The following is a 21,205-nucleotide window of genomic DNA, read 5'->3' on the forward strand; positions in this document are numbered from 1 at the left end:
ACATGCCCCGCCCGCACACGGACTGACCGCGACATCCGTTCGCCGGTGCAGTCAGCGCAGCACCTCGACGAGCACGATCCACGAATGGAGGACCGCCGACGCGATCGCGAGGATCGCGCCCGCGGCGAAGAACCACAGGCCTGCGGAAGCGAGGCCGGCCACGAGCAGCAGGCTGCCGATGAGGTAGACGGTGATCGGCACGGTGCCCGCAACGGCCTTCGCCGTCCGCTGCGCCGTCGTGACCAATTGGTCCTGCTTGATCGCGCCGAAGGCCCGCACCTCGAACACCGCTGCGACGCTCGCGCCGGCGAGCACCTCGAGGCCGTACGCCCAGACGGGCTGCCCGGGCGCGAGGCCGAGCGCCGTGGCCGCGAGCGCCAGGAGCAGCGTCGCAAGCGCGGTCGCCATGCGGACCGGGAGCGACCTCGACGCCACGATCGCCTTCACGTTCACCGACATCGCGACGATGAGCAGGCCGGCGAGCGCCGCCGTGGCGCCGGCCATCGCGACATTGAATTGCGACCAGTCCTCGGCGAGTTCGGACATGGCCGCACTCTACCGCTGGCGCGCTGCACACTGCGGTTTACAGGAGTACCGGCGATCGACAGGACGAGATCGCGCGCATCGTCATGTGAATCGCCGGTACTCCTGTAAACCGCGGGTGGCGGGTGGCGGGTGGCGGGTGGCGGCTGGCGGGTGGCAGGGGCGGGTGGCGGCGGACGGCGACGGGAGGCGCGGGCACGGAGCGCGCAAGCCGTTGACGCCCGCGGGCGCCGCCGATACAACGGAGCGCATGAGCGCAGGAACCGAATGGGTCGAGGGGTACGTTCGCGCGTGGGGGAGCAACGACCCCGACGACATCGCCGCCATCTTCAGCGAGGACGCGGTGTACGAGTTCAGCCCCGACGATCCCGATGCGCTCCGCGGCCGCGAGGCGATCATCGCCGGATGGCTCGACTCGAAGGACGAACCCGACGACTGGACATTCGACTGGGAGGTGCTCGTCGAGACCGACGACATGGTCTTCGTGCAGGGGCGCACCGACTATCCGGCGTCGAAGCTCTACGACAACCTGTGGGTCGTGCGTCTCGCACCGGATGGCCGAGCACGCCGTTTCACCGAGTGGTACATGGAACGCGACCGCTGAGCAGGGCGCGCCGCGCCATCCGCGCGCCGCCCCCCGCCGGTACGACCCGCCCGCCTGTGCCATCCGTCACATGGCCGGCCCGGAATGCGCGCCGACATATGATGGACCTTCCGGCGCCGGGTGTCCATCGCCCCGGTCGCCCCGTCCACCCCGACCATCCCGGGAGCGCCCACGTGAGCTTGATCGTGCAGAAATACGGCGGTTCGTCCGTCGCCGACGCGGAGAGCATCAAGCGGGTCGCGAAGCGCATCGTCGAGTCGCGTAAGGCGGGCAACGACGTGGTCGTCGCGGTCTCCGCGATGGGCGACACGACCGACGAGCTGCTCGACCTCGCGCACGAGGTCACGCCGATCCCGGCGCCGCGCGAGCTCGACATGCTCCTGACGTCGGGCGAGCGCATCTCGATGGCGCTGCTCGCCATGGCGATCAAGGGCATGGGGCACGAGGCCCGCTCGTTCACGGGCAGCCAGGCCGGCATGATCACGGATGCCACGCACGGCGCCGCACGCATCGTCGAGGTCACCCCGGTGCGCCTGCGCGAGGCGCTCGACGAGGGCGCGATCGTCATCGTGGCGGGCTTCCAGGGCTTCAGCCGCGAGTCGCGCGACATCACGACGCTCGGCCGTGGCGGCAGTGACACCACGGCGGTGGCGCTCGCGGCGGCGCTCGACGCCGACGTGTGCGAGATCTACACCGACGTCGACGGCGTGTTCACGTCCGATCCGCGCGTGGTGAAGAAGGCGCACAAGCTCGACCGCATCACGAGCGAGGAGATGCTCGAGCTCGCGGCATCCGGCGCCAAGGTGCTGCACATCCGCGCCGTCGAGTACGCGCGTCGCCACGGAGTCACGCTGCACGTGCGCTCGTCGTTCAACAACAGCGAGGGGACCATCGTCTACGACCCCGAGCGTCTTCCCGAAGGAGAAGCTGTGGAAGAGTCCGTCATCGCCGGAGTCGCGGTCGACCTCGGCCAGGTCAAGGTCACCGTCGTCGGCGTGCCCGACGTGCCCGGTGCGGCCGCCAAGATCTTCAAGATCGTCGCGAACACGAACGCGAACGTCGACATGATCGTGCAGAACGTCTCGGCCGCGGCCACGGGTCGCACCGACATCTCGTTCACGGTGCCGAAGTCCGACGGCGAGAAGGCGCTGCAGGCGCTGTCGCAGGCGCAGGAGTCGCTCGGCTTCCAGTCGCTGCAGTACGACGACCAGATCGGCAAGCTCTCGCTCGTCGGCGCCGCAATGCGCTCGGCGACGGGCATCTCGGCGAAGCTGTTCGAGGCGCTGTACGAGGCGGGCATCAACATCGAGATGATCTCGACGTCCGAGATCCGCATCTCGGTGGTCACGCGCGCCGACAGCGTGCACGACGCGGCCGTCGCCGTCCACCGCGCGTTCGACCTCGACGGCGACACCGACGCCGTCGTGTACGCCGGCACGGGTCGCTGACGCGACATCCGGCAGCCTGAACGAGCGGATGTCGCGGCGCGCCGCGCACGCGCCATCCGTCGACCGACTGCCGGATTACAGGAGAACGCTGCCATTGCAGGACGATCGGACACCTCCGGTCCTGTGAATCGTTCGATCTCCTGAATACTGGATTGATGCCACGAGAGGGAGCACCATGGCACACGGAGTGAACATCGGCGTCGTCGGCGCCACCGGACAGGTCGGCGCGGTCGTGCGCCGCCTCCTCGAGGAGCGCGACTTCCCGGTCGCGTCGATCCGCTTCTTCGCCTCTGCGCGGTCGGCGGGCACGACCCTGCCGTTCAAGGGCGAGGATGTCGTCGTCGAGGACGCCTCGACGGCCGACCCGACGGGCCTCGACATCGCGATCTTCTCCGCGGGCGCGACGCTGTCGAAGGCGCAGGCCCCGCGTTTCGCCGCGGCAGGCGTGACCGTCATCGACAACTCCAGCGGCTGGCGCATGGACCCCGACGTGCCCTTGGTCGTGAGCGAGGTCAACCCGCACGCGATCGACGAGGCACGCAAGGGCATCATCGCCAACCCGAACTGCACGACCATGGCCGCGATGCCGGTGCTGAAGGTGCTGCACGACGAGGCCGGCCTCGAGCGCCTCATGATCTCGACGTACCAGGCGGTGTCGGGTGCGGGCCTCGCCGGCGGCGAGGAGCTGCTCGAGCAGGCCCGCGCGGCGGTCGAGCAGGATGCCATCGGCCTCGTGCACGACGGCGGCGCGGTGACGCTGCCCGAGCCCCAGAAGTTCCCGCGCCCGATCGCGTTCGACGTGATCCCGCTCGCGGGCTCGATCGTCGACGACGGCGACCTCGAGACCGACGAGGAGAAGAAGCTCCGCAACGAGAGCCGCAAGATCCTCGAGCTGCCCGGCCTGCGCGTCGCGGGCACGTGCGTGCGCGTGCCGGTGTTCACGGGCCACTCGCTGTCGATCCACGCCGAGTTCGCGAACGACATCACGCCCGAGCGTGCGGCCGAGCTGCTCGCCGCCGCGCCCGGTGTCGAGCTGAGCGACATCCCGACGCCGCTGCAGGCCGCGGGCAACGACCCGAGCTACGTGGGACGTATCCGCCAGGACCAGTCGGCTCCTGAGAACAAGGGCCTCGTGCTGTTCGTCTCGAACGACAACCTCCGCAAGGGCGCCGCGCTGAACGCGGTGCAGATCGCGGAGCTCGTCGCGGCGAATCTGCCCGCCTCGGTCTGAGGGTTGAGGAGCGCCGGAGGCGCGTCTCGAAACCCGGGTGTGCGTGTTCGTGAGGGTTGAGGAGCGCCGGAGGCGCGTCTCGAAACCCGGGTGTGCGTGTTCGTGAGGGTTGAGGAGCGCCGGAGGCGCGTCTCGAAACCCGGGTGTGCGTGGGCGGGTTTCGAGACGGGCGTTGAGCGCCCTCCTCAACCCTCACAACCGTGCGTGGGCGGGTTTCGAGACGGGCGCAGGGCGCCCTCCTCAACCCTCACGACCGTGCGTGGGCGGGTTTCGAGACGGGCGTTGAGCGCCCTCCTCAACCCTCACGACCGCGCGTGGGCGGGTTTCGAGACGGGCGTTGAGCGCCCTCCTCAACCCTCACAACCGTGCGTGGGCGGGTTTCGAGACGGGCGTTGAGCGCCCTCCTCAACCCTCACAAGTGTGCGTGGGCGGGTTTCGAGACGGGCGCAGGGCGCCCTCCTCACCCCTCACGACCGCGTTCGGCTGCGCCGGGAAGCCGTCGCGCCGCGACATCCTGGTGGGCGAGCCGCCGCAGTGCGAGGATGACCGGTTCGTAGAGCGCCGTGCCGAGCACCGTGTACTCGATGGCCGCCCGCGGATCGTCGGGCAGGCGCCCGAGATCGTACTCGGCGAGGCCGCGCACGTGCCTCCCGTAGGCGAGGAGCCGCTCCCGGCTGAGCGGCAGGCCGGCGTCCTCCGCCGCGGCGAGCGCGGACTCGAGCTGAGCGACGGCCGGAAACTGCGGGTCGAACACCTGTCCGAGCGCCTCGAGCGCGGCGCGGGCGCGCGGGTATGCATCGGCGTCGTCGGATGGCGCGAGCCCGACCTCGGGCGGCAGCGCACCGACCGCCCGGCCGAGCGTCCGGTAGAGGTCGTCGCCCGGATCGTCGACCAGCTGCAGGATGGTGCGCGCCTGCTGCACGCTGAGCCCCACCGATCCGGTGAGGGCCCGGATGAGTCGCAGCCGTCGCACGTGGGTGTCGTCGTAGGTCGCCTGCGTGGCGGAGGTCGCGACGCCGGCGTGCAGCAGCCCTTCGCGGAGGTAGAACTTGATCGTCGCAACCGGGATGCCTGACGCGGCGGCGAGGGCGGAGATGCGCATGCGACGGCTCCTTGCATTGGATAGTGCGACTCTCTAATATTGGAGAGTATCACTATCCAATCATCATCGATCTCACCGGAGGGCCGCGCCATGCCGTCGCCGAACGATCTCATCCTCATCGGAGTGCTCCTGCTCGCGCTCGTGACCGTCGAGAGCGGCGGGTACTTCCTCACCCGGGTGGTGCGCGGCCATGTCGCAGCCAACCGGCTGCAGCAGAGCTTCTTCCGGGCGGGCCACGCGCACGCCGCCGTCCTGCTCGTGCTCTCGATCGCCATCCTCGCGGTCATCTCCTTCGCGGCGCTCGACGGGTTCTGGCTGCAGCTCGCGCGAGTGGGCGTGCCCGTCGCGGCCATCCTCATGCCTGCCGGCTTCTTCCTCTCGGTCGTCGGCACCGATCCGCAGCGACCCAACCGACTGGTCGTGCTGCTGTGGGCCGGGGCGATCGTGCTCACCGCGGCGCTCATCACCGCGGGCGTCGGCCTGATCGCGGGCGGGGTCCAAGCGCTGTGACAGCGCTGCCGCGGTCGTTCGCAGCGCTCCGCGGCCCTCGCCGGGTTTCGAGACGGGCGCGGAGCGCCCTCCTCAACCCTCACGAGGCGCCCTCCTCAACCCTCGCGACGCGGGCGCTCGCCGGCGTGGCGGTTCGCGGCGTCGGGGCTGGTCAACTCGTACATCCGGGCAGACGTAGACTGGAACGCGTGATTTCCGAGGACACCGTCGACGTCGTGCTGATCGGCGGGGGCATCATGAGCGCCACGCTCGGCTCCCTGATCTCCAGGCTCCAGCCCGACTGGACCATCCGTGTCTACGAGCGACTCGGCCGCGTGGCCGAGGAGTCCTCGAACCCGTGGAACAACGCGGGCACGGGCCATGCCGCCCTCTGCGAGCTGAACTACATGCCGCAGGCGGCCGACGGCAGCGTCAGCGCCGACAAGGCCGTGTCGATCAACGAGCAGTTCCAGGTGAGCCGGCAGTACTGGGCGCACCTCGTCGAGTCTGGTGCGATCGCCGACCCGAAGCGGTTCATCAACTCCACCCCGCACATGACGTTCGTGCGCGGCAAGGCCAACGTCGAGTACCTCCGCAAGCGCTACGCCGCGCTCGAGGGCCAGCCGCTGTTCGCCGGCATGGAGTACACGGAGGACATGGACACCCTCGCCGAGTGGACCCCGCTCATGGCGAAGAACCGCAACCGCCGGCAGAAGATCGCCGCGACGCGCGCCACCGCGGGCACCGATGTCGACTTCGGCGCGCTGACCGGCATGCTGCTGCGCGACATCGAGCAGCGCGGCGCCGAGATCCACACGAACCACCAGGTCACCTGGCTCAAGCGCCAGAAGGATGGCATGTGGCGCCTGCGCGTGCGTCACACGGTCGGCAACACGCCGAAGGCGGTGCGGGCGAAGTTCGTGTTCGTCGGCGCGGGCGGCGGCGCCCTGGCGCTGCTCCAGCACGCCGGCATCCCCGAGATCAAGGGCTTCGGCGGCTTCCCGATCTCGGGCCAGTTCCTGCGGACCACGAACCCGAAGGTCGTCGCCCAGCACAACGCGAAGGTCTACGGCAAGGCGGCCGTCGGCGCCCCGCCGATGTCGGTGCCGCACCTCGACACGCGCGTCGTCGACGGCGAGGCCTCGCTGCTGTTCGGCCCGTACGCGGGCTTCACGCCGAAGTTCCTGAAGAGCAGCACGTGGTTCGACCTGCCGTTCTCGATCCGGCTGCACAACATCATCCCGATGCTGCAGGTGGGGCTGAAGAACTTCGACCTCGTCCGGTACCTCGTCTCCGAGGTGCTCGCCGGCCGCGACAAGAAGCTGGCCGCGCTGCGCGAGTTCATGCCGACCGCGAAGAGCGAGGACTGGGAGCTCATCACCGCCGGCCAGCGCGTTCAGGTCATGAAGAAGGACCCGAAGCAGGGCGGTGTGCTCCAGTTCGGCACCGAGGTGATCTCGGGGGCGGATGGCACGATCGCGGGCCTGCTCGGCGCCTCGCCCGGTGCGTCGACCGCCGTGCCGATCATGCTCGAGGTGCTCAAGCGCAGCTTCCCCGGCAAGGTCGCCGAGTGGGAGCCGCGCCTTCGCGAGATGATCCCGTCGTACGGCACCACGCTCTCCGACGACCCCGAGCTCGCCGCCGCATCGCTCGCGCGCACGGCCGCGGCGCTGCAGCTCGAGGGCGAACAGCACGAGGCTCCGGCCGCGGTCCGGGCGCCCGAGAAGGTGCCCGCGCTCGCCTCCTGAGCGCCGCACCTGCTGAGGGTTGAGGAGGGCTCTCTGCGCCCGTCTCCGTTGTGAGGGTTGAGGAGGGCGCTCTGCGCCCGTGCCTCTGTGAGGGTTGAGGAGGGCGCTCTGCGCCCGTCTCGAAACCCGGTCGCGGGGTGCCGGGTTTCGAGGACCTCAACCCTCACGATCTGAACTGCGCCCGTCTCATTGTGAGGGTTGAGGAGGGCGCTCTGCGCCCGTCTCGAAACCCGCGCGCGGGGTGTCGGTTTCGAGGACCTCAACCCTCACGATCTGACTGCGCCCGTCTCGAAACCCGCCCGCACGTCGAAACCCGCGCGCGGGGTGCCGGGTTTCGAGGACCTCAACCCTCACGATCCGAGCGCCGCGCCTCCGGCGCCTTCGGCGCACCTCAACCCTCACGGCGCACCGCAACCCTCACGATCTGGTACAGTCGACCCCGCTATGAAGTGAGCACATCCCATCGTCCCGCGCCCGAGGCGCCGTTGACATCCGGGGTGTGCTCTTTCCGCTGATCGCGACAGTGTTCGCGCGCACCCCGGCGACGGCAGATGCCCGGCGGGATCCATCCTCCGCTCCCGGGCCGTCGCCGCCTCCTCCGCGTGGTGAGCGACCGGTCCGACGCGTCGTCCGCGCCCGCTGCCGCGCGCGGTGTCCGGCGACGGCTCGGGAGCACTCTCGCGAAGGGGATCCTTCCTCATGCCAGTCATCCATTCCTCCTCATCCCACCTGCGCGTCGACGGACTGTCCGTCGCCTTCGTCGATCGGCGCGTGCTCACCGACCTCGGGTTCGCGGTGTCGGCGGGGCAGCGCCTCGGCCTCATCGGCGAGAACGGCGCGGGCAAGTCGACGTTGCTGCGGCTCATCGCGGCCGGGTCGACGGATGCCGCGGGCTCACCGCCCGTCGGCGCCGATCCGTTGCCCGGGGCCGTGGTGTCGGGCCGCATCTCGCGGCCGGCTCGCACCGGCATCCTGTTCCAAGAGCTGCCGTTCGCGGCCGACGATCGCGTCGACGACGTGCTCGAGGCCGCGGTCGCCGAGGTGCGCGCGATCGAGCGCGAGCTCGACGCCGCGGCGCTGGCGCTCTCGGTGCCGGACGCCGCCGCCGACGCCGCGCCCGACCCCGCTGAGCGGTACGCCGCCGCCCTCGAGGCGGCCGAGCGCGCCGACGTCTGGTCGGTCGACCGGCGCCGCGACGAGCTGCTCGACGGGCTCGGCCTGTCGGCGCTCGGCCGCCACCGGCGCATCGACGAGCTCTCGGGCGGCCAGCGCAGCCGGTTCGCGCTGGCGGCGCTGCTGCTCGCCGCGCCCGACGCGCTGCTGCTCGACGAGCCCACCAACCACCTCGACGACGACGCGGCGGAGTTCCTCGAGGATCGCCTGCGCGCCTGGCGCGGGCCGGTGGTGTTCGCGAGCCACGATCGGGAGTTCCTCGATCGCGTGGCGACGGGCCTGCTCGACCTCGATCCGGGGCGGGCGGGCGCGACGGCGCTCGCGCAGTCCGCCGCGGGCCGACCGGCGGGGGAGGGCGCGCGCGACGCGGTGCTCGCCGCATCCGTCGGCACGGTCTTCGGCGGCTCGTTCAGCGAGTACCTCGCGGTGCGGGTCGACGAGCGGGCTCGGTGGCAGCGCCAGCACGACGACGAGCAGGCCGAGCTGCGGCGGCTGCGGCTCGCGGTGGCGGAGTCGGCGCGTTCCGTCGCGCACGGCCGCGCGCCGACCGACAATGACAAGTTCCTCAAGCACTTCAAGCGCGAGGGCGTCGAGCAGGCGGTGTCGCGCCGGGTGCGCAACGCCGAGGTCCGCCTGGCTGAGCTCGAGCGGTCGCAGGTGGCGAAGCCGCCCGCGCCGTTGTCGTTCGGGGGCATCCCGTCGGGCTCGCACGTGCTCGATCACGAGTCGGGCCTGCTGCTGCAGGCGGCGGAGGTCGCGGTCGAGCGCCGTCTCGAGCTAGGATCGCTGCGCGTCGCTCCGGCGACGCGCCTGCTCGTGACGGGGGCGAACGGCGCGGGCAAGTCGACGCTGCTGGCGGTCCTCGCGGGGCGCCTCGCGCCCGACCGCGGCGTGCTGCACCGCCGGCGCGGGCTGCGGGTCGGCCTGCTCGAGCAGGACGTGCGCTTCGCCGATCCGGATGCCACGCCCCGCGCGATCTACGAGCGGACGCTGGGGGAGCGGCGCGCCGAGCGCGTGCCGCTCGCCGGTCTCGGCCTGGTCGCCCCGCGCGACCTGGACCGCCCCGTCGGGCGCCTCTCGGTCGGGCAGCAGCGTCGCCTGGCGCTGGCGCTGGTGATCGCGTCGCCGCCGCACGTGTTCCTGCTCGATGAGCCGACGAACCACCTCTCGCTCGCCCTCGCCGGCGAGCTCGAGGAGGCGCTGGGCTCCTACCCGGGCGCGGTCGTGATCGCCAGTCACGATCGCTGGCTGCGGCGGCGATGGGATGGCGAGACGCTCGCGCTCGACGCCCCTGCGGGGTCCCGCGCGGCCGCGTAGGGAACTCCTGTGGGTTGAAGAGGGCGCTCCGCGCCCGTCTCGAACGTGTGCGGGTTGAGGAGGGCGCTCCGCGCCCGTCTCGAACGTGTGTGGGTTGAGGAGGGCGCTCCGCGCCCGTCTCGAACGTGTGCGGGTTGAGGAGGGCGCTCCGCGCCCGTCTCGAAACCCGTCCGCAGTGCTTCCCCTTCACGGAACCGGGAGAAAGGTATTCCGCGTCTACCTTTCTCCCGGTGCCGCGAGACCGTCTGCGTCAGGCCGCCGGTGATGGCGTCCGACCGCTCGTGAACTGGGTGCACGTGCAACGCCGCTTCGACACAGCCCGAGAAGAAACCGTGTGACGTTCGGATTATTTCGGGCCGATTGTCCGGTTCGCGTGCCCTGTGCGGAAACGGGGGATCCGTCTGGGTGGCATCGCCGCCCGTATTGCGCGTGCGGGTGCGGCGCGGGGTGCCATGCAGGGGAAGGGGTCCGGGTGCCGCGACGCCCGTGCGGGCTCTCGAAATAGCACCACCACAGAACTGCAAGCTGTCCGGTTGCATGTCAACTTTCGTTTGACATGCGGCAAAAGCCTCTCGTAATGTTCAGGCCGAGATCACCGTCGATCGTCGGAGTCCTTCCGAGGCGGCGGTGACTCGCACGCTCCTCACGCCGGGCCGTTCGTGTCCGGCACGACCCTATGAAGGACTGCGAATGAAGCTCAGCCGTATCGGCTTGACTGCCGCCCTCGCGACCACGCTCGTGCTCGGTTCGACGAGCACACTCGCGTGGGCGCACGACGGCGTCGACCATTCGACCGAGCCGGGCGCGAATGCCGCGCTCGACTGGTCGAACTACGAGAAGATCACCCTCACGAAGGAGGTCGGCGAGCCCGTCGGCATGGCCGTGATGCCCGACGGCAGCGTCCTGCATACGGCGCGCAACGGCGACATCCGTCACACCGACCCCGACACGGGCGTCACGCGTCTGATCAACGAGATCGACGTGTACGCGAACTCGGAAGACGGCCTGCAGACGGTCACCCTGGCGCCGGACTTCGAGGATTCCGGGTGGGTGTACCTGTACTACGCGCCCCGCGTCATGCACGCGCCGTACCCCGAGACCACGCCCGCCGGCTCGGCGCCGACGACGCTTCCGGCCGGCCAGGACGACTCGTACTGGGACCTCTGGAAGGGCTACAACCAGCTCTCGCGCGTGCAGTGGAACGCCGAGACGAAGTCGCTCGACCTGTCGACCGAGCAGGTCATCCTCGAGGTCGAGGTGCAGCGCGGCCAGTGCTGCCACGTCGGCGGCGACGTCGACTTCGATGCGGATGGCAACCTGTACCTGTCCACGGGCGACAACACGCCGTCGGGTGCGGGCGGGTCGGGCGGGTTCGCGCCGACCAACGACGCGGCCGGCCAGAACCCCGGCGTGGACTCGCGTCGCGGAGCGGGCAACTCGAACGACCTGCGCGGCTCGATCCTGCGGATCCACGTCGAGGACGACGGTTCGTACACGATCCCGGCGGGCAACCTGTTCGCGCCGGGCACCGAGGGCACACGCCCCGAGATCTTCGTGAAGGGCGTCCGGAACCCGTTCCGCATGACCGTCGACGAGGAGGGCGGCGCGGTCAGCTGGGGCGACTACGGCCCCGACTCGGGCGTCGCCGACGCGCAGCGCGGCCCCATGGGCTACGTCGAGTGGCAGGCCACGACCGAGGCGCTGAACGCCGGATGGCCCTACTGCCACGGCCCCAACGCGGAGTACAACGACTGGCAGTTCGAGACCTCGACGCCGGGTGAGTGGTTCGACTGCGAGGCCGGGCCCGAGAACACGTCGCGCTGGAACACCGGTCTCGAGCAGCTGCCGGCCGTCACCGCCCCGCAGCTGTATTACGGCGACAACCCGGGCGACCAGCCGCACGACGAGCTCGTGACGTTCGACGCGCAGGGCGGCCAGGGCCCCATGGGCGGTCCGACCTACGACTACGACCCCGAGGGGCCGTCGTCGAAGTTCCCGGAGTACTGGGACGGCAAGACGTTCTTCTACGAGTTCAGCCAGGACTACATCGCCGCGTTCACCACGTCGGAGCCCGGCGGTGAGGTCACCCACATCGAGCAGGTGCTGCCCAACGAGGCGCTGACCGACAACGTGCAGCCGATCACCGACAGCCCGATCGACATGGAGTTCGGTCCCGACGGTTCGCTCTACATCCTCGACTACGGCGACGGGTTCTTCCGTGAGAACCCCGACGCGGGCCTGTACCGCGTCGACTACGCGGCCGGCAACAAGAGCCCGGCCGCGGTGATCGCGGCGAGCGAGATCTCGTCGTCGGCCGCGCCGCTCGAGGTCGACTTCGACGGCACCGGCTCGACCGACCCCGAGGGCGGCGCGCTGACCCATGAGTGGGACCTCGACGGCGACGGCACGTTCGACGAGACCGGCGCGCAGGTCTCGACCACGTACACCGAGCTCGGCCAGTACACCGTCCGGCTGCGCGTCACCGACCCCGAGGGCCGCACCGGCATCACGTCGCGGCTCATCACGGTGGGCAACGTCGCACCGACCCTGTCGGCCGACGCACCGGCCGACGGCGGGTTCTTCGGCTGGGGCGACGCCATCCTGTACTCGTTCAGCACCTCCGACCCCGAGGACGGCACGGAGACGAACTGCGCGAACCTGAACTGGACCATCGGGCTCGGGCACGACACGCACGCCCACCCCGACATCATCGGCAGCGGATGCTCCGGCGCCTGGACCACCCCGGTCGACGCGCCCGAGCACGGCGTGACGGAGAAGCTCTACGCCGTGGTCGTCGCCACGTACACCGACGCGGGCAACGGCGACATCCCGCCGGCGCAGGGCGAGGTCTCGCTGATCCTCAACCCGTTCGTGCAGGAGGCGGAGCACGCCGACACGCTCGAGGGCGTCGAGGTCGTGCGCGACGACTCGGCCGGCGGCCTGTACACGGTGACCTCGTTCGACGCGGGCGACGTGCTGGCGTGGGATCCGGTGAACTTCACCGGGATCGACGGCATCGACGTGCGCGGCTCGGGCGACGGCACGATCTCGTTCCGCTGGGGTTCGGCCGACGCCGAGCCGTTCGCGACCGCGGCCGTGGACTCCGACGGGTTCGCCACGGTGCCGGCGAAGGTCGGCGCGTTCCCCGAGGGCACCGGCGAGCTGTTCGTCACGTCGACCGGCGGGGTCGTGCTCGACACGATCACCTTCACCGGTGCCGGCGTGTCGGATGTCACCCCTCCCACGGCGACCGCGACCCTCGACCCGGCCGAGCCGACGGGTGAGAACGGCTGGTACACGGGTCCCGTGTCGATCACGGTGAACGGCGCCGACAACGGCGAGCTCGGCGACGCGCAGGTGTCGACCGACGGCGGCGAGACCTGGACGAGCCTCCGCGGCCCGTACTGGGACTACGTGCACTACTTCGTGCCGTTCACGCTGTCGGAGGACGGCGAGCACGAGGTGCAGTACCGCACGCTCGACAGCGGCGGCAACGCCTCCGAGGTCGGCCCGCTCGAGGTCGGCATCGACACGGTCGCACCCGAGCTCGCGGTCACGGGTGTCGCCGACGGCGGCGAGGTCGGGTCGTCGAAGACGCTCGAGATCGAGGCGACGGATGCCACGGCCGGCGTCGCGACGACGACGGCGACGATCGACGGCGAGCCGATCGAGCTGACCGAGGCGGGCACGATCGACCTGTCGACCCTCTCGCTCGGCGAGCACACCTTGGTCGTCACGGCCGCGGATGCCGCGGGCCACACTGCCGAGACCACGGTCGTGTTCACGGTGACGACGTCGATCGACGACCTCGCGGCGATCTTCGATCGCACGGCCGACGAGGGCGCGTTCTCGAAGTCGGACGAGCGGAAGCTCTCGGCGTTCCTCTCGCAGGCGACCCGTCACCTCGCCGACGGGGAGGACCCCGAAGCCGTGAAGGCGCTCGAGCGGTTCGTCGCCGCGACGGACGACGAGGTGCTCGTCCGCAACGCCGAAGCGCTCATCGCGAGCCTCGACTAGTAGTTCCAACCGGGCGGACCCACCGCCCGATCACACGAAGGAGCAACACAGAGATGACCACCACCTCCAAGCGCGTTCGGCGCGGTCTCGCGACGACCGCGGCAGCGGCCCTGATCGCGGGCGGCCTGTTCGCCGCCGCCCCGGCGACCGCCGCGCCGAACAGCGACAACGCGAACTCCGCGGCCGACTGCGCCGGCCGCGGCGTGCCCGCGAGCAAGATCTCGATCCAGATGTTCAGCTACCTCACCTGGCAGACCGGTTTCAGTTTCGGCGGGCCGGCCGTGCCGGGTGTGGGCACGGAGCACATCCTCGCCGAACTGCAGGACATCGGCTACCAGAACATCGAGCCGTTCGGCACGCCCGGCAGCGCGTTCAGCACGTACGAGGACCGCACCGCGGCCGAGTTCGCCGCCCTGATGAAGCAGTACGGGCTGTCGTCGCCGAGCGCGCACAACTACGACGAGACCGACTTCGAGACGTCGCTCGCCGACGCCAAGACGCTCGGGCAGAAGTACATCGGTTCGGGCGGGTTCCCCACCCCGGGGCTGGACTCGTACGAGAACGTGCTGGCGACCGCGGCGAACATGAACCGCCTCGGCGAGCTCTCGGTGAAGAACGGCACGGGCAAGCTGTTCGGCCACAACCACCAGTCGGAGTTCACCACCACCTACGCCGACCCGGTGACGGGCGAGGTGAAGAGTGCGTGGGAGATCCTCGTCGAGAACACCGACCCGCGCTACGTGGTGTTCCAGCTCGACGTGTTCTGGGCGACGGATGCCGGCTTCGACGTCGCGTCGCTCCTCGAGCAGTACGGCGACCGCATCGAACTGCTGCACATCAAGGATGGCGCGCTCAACGGCGCCGCTCCCGGCACCCCGTCGAACGTCGGCGAGGGTGACATCGAGTGGGGCCCGATCCTCGAGGCCGCGCAGGGAAAGGTGAAGCTTTACGTCGTCGAGCGCGACTGGGCTCCGTCCGACCGCACCTTCGCCGAGGACAGCTTCGAGTTCCTCACCTGCTACGAGTTCTGATCCGCAATTCTCTCCCCAACCGGATGCCCCGGGCACGTGCCGTGCCCGGGGCATCCCTCGTCGTGTGGGTTGAGGAGGGCGCTCCGCGCCCGCTGCCTGTGAGGGTTGAGGAGGGCGCTCCGCGCCCGTCTCGAAACCCGGTGGTGCGCCCCGCGCTTGTGAGGGTTGAGGAGGGCGCTCCGCGCCCGTCTCGAAACCCGCCCGCGACACACCTTCCGCTCCGCGATCCCGGGAGAAAGGTATCCCGCGTCTACCTTTCTCCCGGTCCCACGAGTCGAACGCCGTCGCCCGCCGAGCCGTACCATCCCCTTGCCTCACATTCGAACATGTGTTCGAATGTTCATGTGCGATGGAACGGTCAAGAACTCGGCGTGGAGCAGCAGGATGCGCTGCCCGGGCTCGCCCGCCTGAACAACCTCGTGCGCTCGGTGCAGACGCCCGAGTTCGCCGGCGTGACCTTCCACGAGGTGCTCGCGAAGTCGGCGCTCAACAAGGTGCCGGGCCAGTCGTACGTGCCGTTCGGCTGGACGATCAACCCCTATCGGGGATGCACCCACGCGTGCGCATACTGCATAGATCCCGACACGGTGATCACGATGGCCGACGGCACGACTCGCGCTCTCGCTGACGTCGAAGTCGGCGACCACGTGCTCGGCACCGAGACGCGCGACGGATTCCGCCGGTACGTCGCCTCGAAGGTCGTAGCGAAGTGGGCCACGCGTAAGTCCGCCTATCGGATCACCGCGGCTGACGGTACGTCGATCGTCGCCAGCGGCGACCATCGTTTCCTCACGGAGCGCGGCTGGAAGCACGTCGTCGGAGCGATGTCCGGCCCTGGGCAGCGTCCCTACCTCACGACGGGTAACTCGCTCATCGGCTTCGGCTCCGGCCCCGCCGATGCACAGACCGACCTGACGTCCGCCGAGTATCGCCGCGGATATCTCACCGGCATGGTACGAGGCGACGGCATGATGCTTACCCGGGACTATCCGCGCACGGGTCGACCCGACCTCATCTACCGCGCCTATCGATTCAGGCTCGCCCTCGCCGATCGCGAAGCGCTCGAGCGGAGTCGCCAGTTCTTGAGTCACTTCGGCATCGAGACGACCGAGTTCGCGTTCAGCGCGTCGACTCAACGGCGCCGCGCCATGCAGGCGATTCGAACTAGCAAGCGAACGCATTATGAGGCGTTGACCGAGCTGATCGCCTGGCCGGAACGTGCTTCGGCCGAGTGGCGCGCTGGATTCCTTGCAGGAATATTCGACGCCGAAGGCTCCAATTCAGGTGGTGTCCTCCGAATCAGCAACAGTGATGCGCGCATGCTCGCAACCACGTTGGAGTCGTTCGACAGCTTCGGCTCGGACGCCGTGCTCGAGGCACCAAGTGCAAACGGGGTGTCATCGGTCCGGCTGCGTGGAGGACTCGCCGCACGGCAGAAGTTCTTCGCACTCACGGAACCGGCAATAGTGCGGAAGCGATCCCTCGTCGGAAGCATGGTGAAGACGATCGCGGATCTTCGGGTGGTGTCGGTCGAGGCGCTCGGAGGCGAGCCGGTCGAGATGCTCGACATCACGACGACGACCGGTGATTTCATCGCGAACGGCGTGATCAGCCACAACTGCTTCGCGCGGCCGACGCACAACTACCTCGACCTCGATGCGGGGGAAGACTTCGATCGGCAGATCATCGTGAAGGTGAACGTCGCCGACGTGCTGCGGCGCGAGCTGGCGCGGCCCGCGTGGCGGCACGAGCCGGTCGCGCTCGGCACGAACACCGACCCGTACCAGCGGGCCGAGGGGCGGTACTCGCTCATGCCGGGCATCATCGAAGCGCTCGCCGGCAGCGGCACGCCGTTCAGCGTGCTCACCAAGGGCACGCTGCTGCGGCGCGACCTGCCGTTGCTGCAGGCGGCGCGCGAGCACGTTCCGGTCGACCTCGCCATGTCGATCGCCGTGTACGACGACGAGCTGCAGCGCTCGATCGAGCCCGGCACGCCCCCCACCGCCGCGAGGCTCGCGACCGTCACCGCCGTGCGCGACGCCGGGTTCGACTGCTCCGTCTTCCTGATGCCGATCCTCCCGTACCTCACCGACACGCGCGCGCATCTCGACGACGCTCTCCGCAGCGCCAAGGCCGCCGGCGCGACCAGCGTCATCTACTCGGCGCTGCACCTGCGCGGCGCCGTGAAGCCGTGGTTCTTCCAGTGGCTCGCCCGTGAGCACCCCGAACTCGTTCCGCGGTACCGCGCGATGTACCCGGGCGCCAGCGCGTACGCGCCCGCCGAGTACCGCGAATGGCTCGCCGCGCGCATCAGGCCGCTGATCCGCGCGCACCGGCTCGAACGCGGTCGCGAAGACTCCGTCACCGGCGGAGTGCGGTCGTCGGCGCTCGGCCGCGGCACCCGCACGACCACCGTCGGCGAGCGAGCCGCCCGGGCGGCAGCCGCCGAAGTCGAGCACGTCGACCTCGGCGCCGCCGCACCCGCGATGCTGTTCTGACCGACGCCGGCGCGGGCACCGCCCAATGCGGGCGAGCGCCGTCGCCCGCATTGGGCCGGGCGTTCACAGCCTGCGATAATCCGCGCAGGGCCGTGCGCGTCGCGGCCGGATCGGAGCACACATGACGCTGGGCCTGCCCGAGCACCTGGCGCGCGAATCCCTCAGCCGTGCGCTGTCGCGCGCCGGGCAGTGGGCCGCCGCCGTCTGCCTGGGTTCGGGCCTGCTGCTCACGATCGTGTCGGCCGTCGCAGTGACGACGCCGATCGGCGACGGCCCCGGCCGCCAGCGCGCCGCGTTCGCCGCCATGGCGCTCCTCGCCATCCAGGCGCTCCTGCTGCTCCTCGTCGCCCGCTACGCCACCGTCACCCTCACCGTCGTGTCGCTCATCGCCGGCACCGCCGCCGTGTACGGACTCACCGCGCTCCTCCTCGCCTCGGGCGAGATCGACAACGCCGCCGACACCGCGCTCGTCGCCCTCTCCCGCGCCGCGCTGGTGCTCGTCGGCGGCGCCGGCGTCGGATCCGGCATCGCGATCACCTGGGCCGTGCTCGGCTGGGGGCTCGGCGAAGCCGCCGCATTCCTCGGCGCCGCGACCGCCGGAGCGGCCTGGACGCCCGGCCTCGCCGCGACCGCCACGCTCGGCATCGTCGTCATCGCGCGGACGTTCGACGCCGCGTCGCGTCGCGCCGTCGACCGCCGCGAGACCGCACTGCACCGCGCCAGCCAGCAGACCCGCGAACTCAACATCCGGCACGACTACGAACTCCGCGCCATCGCCCGACTGCACGACACCGCGCTCAGCCACCTCGTCGCCATCGCCACCGCCGGCTCGGGGCCCGTCGACGATCGGCTTCGCGCCGCCATCCGCAACGACCTCACCCTCATCGTCGGCCGCGACTGGGCCGCCGACGCCGCAGAACATGCCGACGCCGGCCCCAGGGCCGCCGAGGGAATGGCGGGCGTCGCCGTCGCGCCGGCTGCCGCTCCCCCCGCCGGCGCCGGCCCCGCCGGCCCCGCCGGCCCCGCCGGCACGACCGGCACCGCCTCACCCCTCTCGGAGGCCCTCGGCATCGCCCGCGACGCGGGCGTCACCGTCAACGTCGCCGGCGAACCCGAGGCCCTCGAGCGGCTCGGCCCCGGCCGCCGCGACGCGCTCGAGGCGGCCGTCGGCCAGTGCCTCGTCAACGTGATCCGCCATGCGGGCGTCGACGAGGCCGAGGTCGCGGTCGGGGCGGGTGACGGCGAGGTCACGGTCATCGTCGTCGACAGCGGCGCCGGCTTCGATCCCGAGGCGGTGCCCGACGACCGCATCGGCCTCCGCACGTCGATCACGGGGCGCATCGAGCAGGAAGGCGGCTCGGTCCGCATCTGGTCGCGCCCCGGCGTCGGCACGACCGTGGTGCTCTCGGTCCCGGAGGGCGGCGCATGAGCGGCACGATGCGGCTCACGCAGCAGGAGGTCGACCCGATCGGCGGGGTGGCCGCCGCGCCGCTCGTGGTCGTGGGCTCGGCGCTCGCCGTGGGCGTCGCGGTGGGCGTGACCGCGGCGCAGTGGAACGAGGTGACGGCGCCCGGGTTCTCGCTGCTCGCCATCGCGCTCGTCGCGGGGGCGGGCCTGGTCGCGTCGATCTCGGCGTTGCCGGCCCGTTCGCCGTTCACCGTCGACCGGCTGTGGATGACCGTGAGTCTCGCCGTGGGCGCCGCCATCGCTGAGTTCGTCGCCACCATCGGCGCCGATCGCGCCGACTACGCGCGGTTCGGCCCCGTCGTCGTCGGTGCGCTGATCCTCGCGGTGTCGCCGTTCTGCACATGGGTGTCGTTGCTCGTCGCCGGCGGCATCGCGACCACGCTCCTCGCGATCCTCGAGGTCGGGTCAGCGGATGGCGCGCTCCCGCGCGTCACGGCCGTGTCGATCGTGATCCTCGACGGCGTGACCGTGCTCGCGTTCGCCGCGGCGGCGGCCGGCTACTCGGTGACCATCGTGCGCGAGACCCTCGCGTGGCAGCGCACGGCGAACACGGCCGCCCTCGAACGCGACGCGGGCATCCGCACCGGCATCGCGCGGTCGGTGCAGCAGGGCCGCGTGTCGGTGCTCGGGCGCGAGGTGCTGCCGTTCCTCGCGCATGTGATGACGGCCGACCGGGTGAGCGTCGCCGACGCCGACCGTGCTCGGGAGCTCGCCGACGCGCTGCGGCGCGCGCTCAAGGCCGGCATCGAGTCGACGTGGCTCGACGACCTCGCGGCATCGATCTCCGCGGCGCGCGAGGTGGCCGTCACGGTCGACGATCCCGGCGGCGTCGCCGGTCGGCTGCGCACCGACCAGCGGCCGGCGATCACCGCGCTCGTGTCGTGGCTGTCCGCGGGGGCGCGGGCGCGCGCCATCCGGATGTCGGCGTCGTCGTCGGGGCAGTCGGGCCGCATCGTGCTCGAGGCCGAGGCGGGTACGGCACCGCCGACGAGGCGCGAGCTCGAGCGGTTCCTCGCCGTCGCGCGCACGGTCGGGCTGCACAGCGACCTGGTCGTGACGCGAGAGAATGTCCGCGTGGAGTTCCGCTATGACGCCGGCTGAGCGCGGCACCGACGCGACCGGCACCGACGCGACCGGCACCGACGCGACCGGCACCGACGCGACCGCGCCCGGCGCCGACGCGACCGCGCGCAGCACGGTCCGCGTCGGCATCCTCGACGACCACGCCGTCATCGTCGACGGCCTCGCGTCATGGATCGAGGAGCACGCCGACGACCTCGAGGTCGTGGTCCGCACGACGCGATGGCTCGACCTGGTGCGGCATCCCGAGTTCCCGGTCGACCTGGTGCTGATGGACCTGCAGCTCGACGAGAGCATCTCGATCGAGTCGCGCATCCGTGCGTGCCGGGCCGCGGGCGCGGCGGTCGTCGTCGTCACGGCGCTCGACGACGACGCGTCGCGCAACCGCTCGCTCGACGCGGGCGCGGGCGCCTTCGTGCCCAAGACGATGCCGGTGGCCGAGCTGATCGCGATCGCCCGGCGGGTCGCCCGGGGCGAGCGGATGGCGCGCGCCCGCCACGCGACATCCGTCGACCAGGCGAACGCCGACGACCTCGGCGACCCGGGCGCACCCGCCGACGCGGGCCTGAGCGACGCCGAGCGGCGCGCGCTCATCCTCTACGCGCAGGGGCTGTCGACCGCGGCCGTCGCGAAGACGATGGGCATCGGGTACGAGAGCGCGAAGACGTACCTGCGTCGCGCGCGTGACAAGTACGCCAAGGTCGGCCGCCCCGCGGGGCGCCGCGCCGAACTGATCCGCCGGGCGGCGGAGGACGGACTGCTCGAGTAGATGGCCAAGCTGTACTTCCGCTACGGGGCGATGAACTCCGGCAAGTCGACCGCGTTGCTGCAGGCCGCGTTCAACTACGAGGAGCGCGGCCACGAGGTGCTGCTGGCGAAGCCGGCGGTCGACACGAAGGGCGATCGCAGCATCGTGTCGCGGCTCGGCATGGTGCGCGACGTCGACTTCACGATCACGCCCGACGACGCGGTGCTCGACCTGTTCGAGCGGCAGCGCACGCCGGTGATCGAGCGCACCGGCCGCGACGTGAGCTGCCTGCTGGTCGACGAGGCGCAGTTCCTCTCGAGCGAGCAGGTCGACGACCTGCTGCGGATCGCGTTGCTCGACGACATCCCGGTGCTGGCCTACGGCATCCGCACCGACTTCCAGACGGTCGCATTCTCGGGCAGCCGTCGACTGCTCGAGGTGGCGCACAGCCTGGAGGAGCTGAAGACGATCTGCCGGTGCGGCCGCAAGGCGATCTTCAACGGCCGGCTCATCGACGGCCGGTACGTGTTCGACGGCGACCAGGTCGCGATCGACGGGGCGGATGTCACGTACGAGTCGCTGTGCGGCGTGTGCTACCTGCAGGAGAGCGGCGGGGTGCTGCACGGCCGGAAGGCGTGAGGCCGACTCACTTCTCCCCAGTTCGGGGGTGACCTCCGACGCAGCACTCCCGGAGCGCCGAGGTGGGAGG

General features: G+C 70.9%; 15 protein-coding genes. 13 read left to right on the forward strand and 2 right to left on the reverse strand.

Annotated elements, in window-relative coordinates; translation table 11 throughout:
* Positions 1-51: 51 nt before the first annotated feature.
* Entirely contained in the window at positions 52-546 is a 495-nt protein-coding gene (locus AC3RKB_RS11130; RefSeq protein WP_491436209.1) for a hypothetical protein, read from the reverse strand.
* A gap of 247 nt (positions 547-793) precedes the next feature.
* Here AC3RKB_RS11130 and AC3RKB_RS11135 point away from each other — a divergent pair, with 247 nt between their 5' ends.
* From AC3RKB_RS11135 to AC3RKB_RS11145, 3 genes are all read left to right on the forward strand, one after another.
* The gene (locus AC3RKB_RS11135) at positions 794-1,147 is read left to right on the forward strand and encodes a nuclear transport factor 2 family protein (RefSeq protein WP_491436210.1); all 354 of its coding nucleotides are present in this window, start codon (positions 794-796) and stop codon (positions 1,145-1,147) included.
* Positions 1,148-1,320: 173 nt separating this feature from the next.
* On the forward strand, positions 1,321-2,595 hold the full coding sequence (locus AC3RKB_RS11140; protein ID WP_491436211.1) for an aspartate kinase: 1,275 nt from the start codon (positions 1,321-1,323) through the stop codon (positions 2,593-2,595).
* 175 nt (positions 2,596-2,770) lie between these two features.
* The gene (locus tag AC3RKB_RS11145) at positions 2,771-3,826 is read left to right on the forward strand and encodes an aspartate-semialdehyde dehydrogenase (RefSeq protein ID WP_491436212.1); all 1,056 of its coding nucleotides are present in this window, start codon (positions 2,771-2,773) and stop codon (positions 3,824-3,826) included.
* Positions 3,827-4,286: 460 nt separating this feature from the next.
* Here the strand turns inward: AC3RKB_RS11145 and AC3RKB_RS11150 are convergent, their stop codons facing one another.
* Entirely contained in the window at positions 4,287-4,928 is a 642-nt protein-coding gene (locus AC3RKB_RS11150) for a MerR family transcriptional regulator (protein WP_491436213.1), read from the reverse strand.
* Between the two features lie 90 nt (positions 4,929-5,018).
* On the opposite strand from AC3RKB_RS11150, the gene AC3RKB_RS11155 reads away from it, so the two are divergent.
* From AC3RKB_RS11155 to AC3RKB_RS11200, 10 genes are all read left to right on the forward strand, one after another.
* A complete protein-coding gene (locus AC3RKB_RS11155; protein ID WP_491436214.1) occupies positions 5,019-5,438 on the forward strand; it encodes a hypothetical protein in 420 nt (139 codons plus the stop codon).
* Between the two features lie 191 nt (positions 5,439-5,629).
* On the forward strand, positions 5,630-7,165 hold the full coding sequence (locus AC3RKB_RS11160; RefSeq protein WP_491436814.1) for a malate:quinone oxidoreductase: 1,536 nt from the start codon (positions 5,630-5,632) through the stop codon (positions 7,163-7,165).
* Between the two features lie 699 nt (positions 7,166-7,864).
* On the forward strand, positions 7,865-9,655 hold the full coding sequence (locus AC3RKB_RS11165; protein WP_491436215.1) for an ATP-binding cassette domain-containing protein: 1,791 nt from the start codon (positions 7,865-7,867) through the stop codon (positions 9,653-9,655).
* A gap of 690 nt (positions 9,656-10,345) precedes the next feature.
* Positions 10,346-13,672 (forward strand): PQQ-dependent sugar dehydrogenase, encoded by a 3,327-nt coding sequence (locus tag AC3RKB_RS11170; RefSeq protein WP_491436216.1) that lies wholly within the window; start codon positions 10,346-10,348, stop codon positions 13,670-13,672.
* Between the two features lie 53 nt (positions 13,673-13,725).
* Positions 13,726-14,703, forward strand: coding sequence for a sugar phosphate isomerase/epimerase family protein (locus AC3RKB_RS11175; protein ID WP_491436217.1), 978 nt, complete (start codon positions 13,726-13,728; stop codon positions 14,701-14,703).
* Positions 14,704-15,047: 344 nt separating this feature from the next.
* A complete protein-coding gene (locus tag AC3RKB_RS11180) occupies positions 15,048-17,201 on the forward strand; it encodes an intein-containing Rv2578c family radical SAM protein (RefSeq protein ID WP_491436218.1) in 2,154 nt (717 codons plus the stop codon).
* Between the two features lie 121 nt (positions 17,202-17,322).
* Positions 17,323-18,630, forward strand: a complete 1,308-nt coding sequence (locus AC3RKB_RS11185; protein WP_491436219.1) for a sensor histidine kinase — start codon at positions 17,323-17,325, stop codon at positions 18,628-18,630.
* The gene (locus AC3RKB_RS11190) at positions 18,627-19,769 is read left to right on the forward strand and encodes a hypothetical protein (RefSeq protein ID WP_491436220.1); all 1,143 of its coding nucleotides are present in this window, start codon (positions 18,627-18,629) and stop codon (positions 19,767-19,769) included. Before AC3RKB_RS11185 ends, AC3RKB_RS11190 begins: the two co-directional genes overlap by 4 nt.
* On the forward strand, positions 19,756-20,517 hold the full coding sequence (locus AC3RKB_RS11195; protein ID WP_491436221.1) for a response regulator transcription factor: 762 nt from the start codon (positions 19,756-19,758) through the stop codon (positions 20,515-20,517). Before AC3RKB_RS11190 ends, AC3RKB_RS11195 begins: the two co-directional genes overlap by 14 nt.
* Complete coding sequence (locus tag AC3RKB_RS11200; protein WP_491436222.1) at positions 20,518-21,135, forward strand: thymidine kinase; 618 nt, start codon at positions 20,518-20,520, stop codon at positions 21,133-21,135.
* The last annotated feature ends 70 nt before the right edge of the window (positions 21,136-21,205 follow it).

The sequence above is a fragment of the Agromyces capsici genome, assembly GCF_058349965.1.

What these genes read in the sequence shown, in the direction of transcription:
- AC3RKB_RS11130 (WP_491436209.1), bottom strand. Translation starts at nt 546, where the DNA reads ATGTCCGAACTCGCCGAGGACTGGTCGCAATTCAATGTCGCGATGGCC.
- AC3RKB_RS11135 (WP_491436210.1), top strand. Translation starts at nt 794, where the DNA reads ATGAGCGCAGGAACCGAATGGGTCGAGGGGTACGTTCGCGCGTGGGGG.
- AC3RKB_RS11145 (WP_491436212.1), top strand. Translation starts at nt 2,771, where the DNA reads ATGGCACACGGAGTGAACATCGGCGTCGTCGGCGCCACCGGACAGGTC.
- AC3RKB_RS11150 (WP_491436213.1), bottom strand. Translation starts at nt 4,928, where the DNA reads ATGCGCATCTCCGCCCTCGCCGCCGCGTCAGGCATCCCGGTTGCGACG.
- AC3RKB_RS11155 (WP_491436214.1), top strand. Translation starts at nt 5,019, where the DNA reads ATGCCGTCGCCGAACGATCTCATCCTCATCGGAGTGCTCCTGCTCGCG.
- AC3RKB_RS11165 (WP_491436215.1), top strand. Translation starts at nt 7,865, where the DNA reads ATGCCAGTCATCCATTCCTCCTCATCCCACCTGCGCGTCGACGGACTG.
- AC3RKB_RS11170 (WP_491436216.1), top strand. Translation starts at nt 10,346, where the DNA reads ATGAAGCTCAGCCGTATCGGCTTGACTGCCGCCCTCGCGACCACGCTC.
- AC3RKB_RS11175 (WP_491436217.1), top strand. Translation starts at nt 13,726, where the DNA reads ATGACCACCACCTCCAAGCGCGTTCGGCGCGGTCTCGCGACGACCGCG.
- AC3RKB_RS11185 (WP_491436219.1), top strand. Translation starts at nt 17,323, where the DNA reads ATGACGCTGGGCCTGCCCGAGCACCTGGCGCGCGAATCCCTCAGCCGT.
- AC3RKB_RS11190 (WP_491436220.1), top strand. Translation starts at nt 18,627, where the DNA reads ATGAGCGGCACGATGCGGCTCACGCAGCAGGAGGTCGACCCGATCGGC.
- AC3RKB_RS11195 (WP_491436221.1), top strand. Translation starts at nt 19,756, where the DNA reads ATGACGCCGGCTGAGCGCGGCACCGACGCGACCGGCACCGACGCGACC.
- AC3RKB_RS11200 (WP_491436222.1), top strand. Translation starts at nt 20,518, where the DNA reads ATGGCCAAGCTGTACTTCCGCTACGGGGCGATGAACTCCGGCAAGTCG.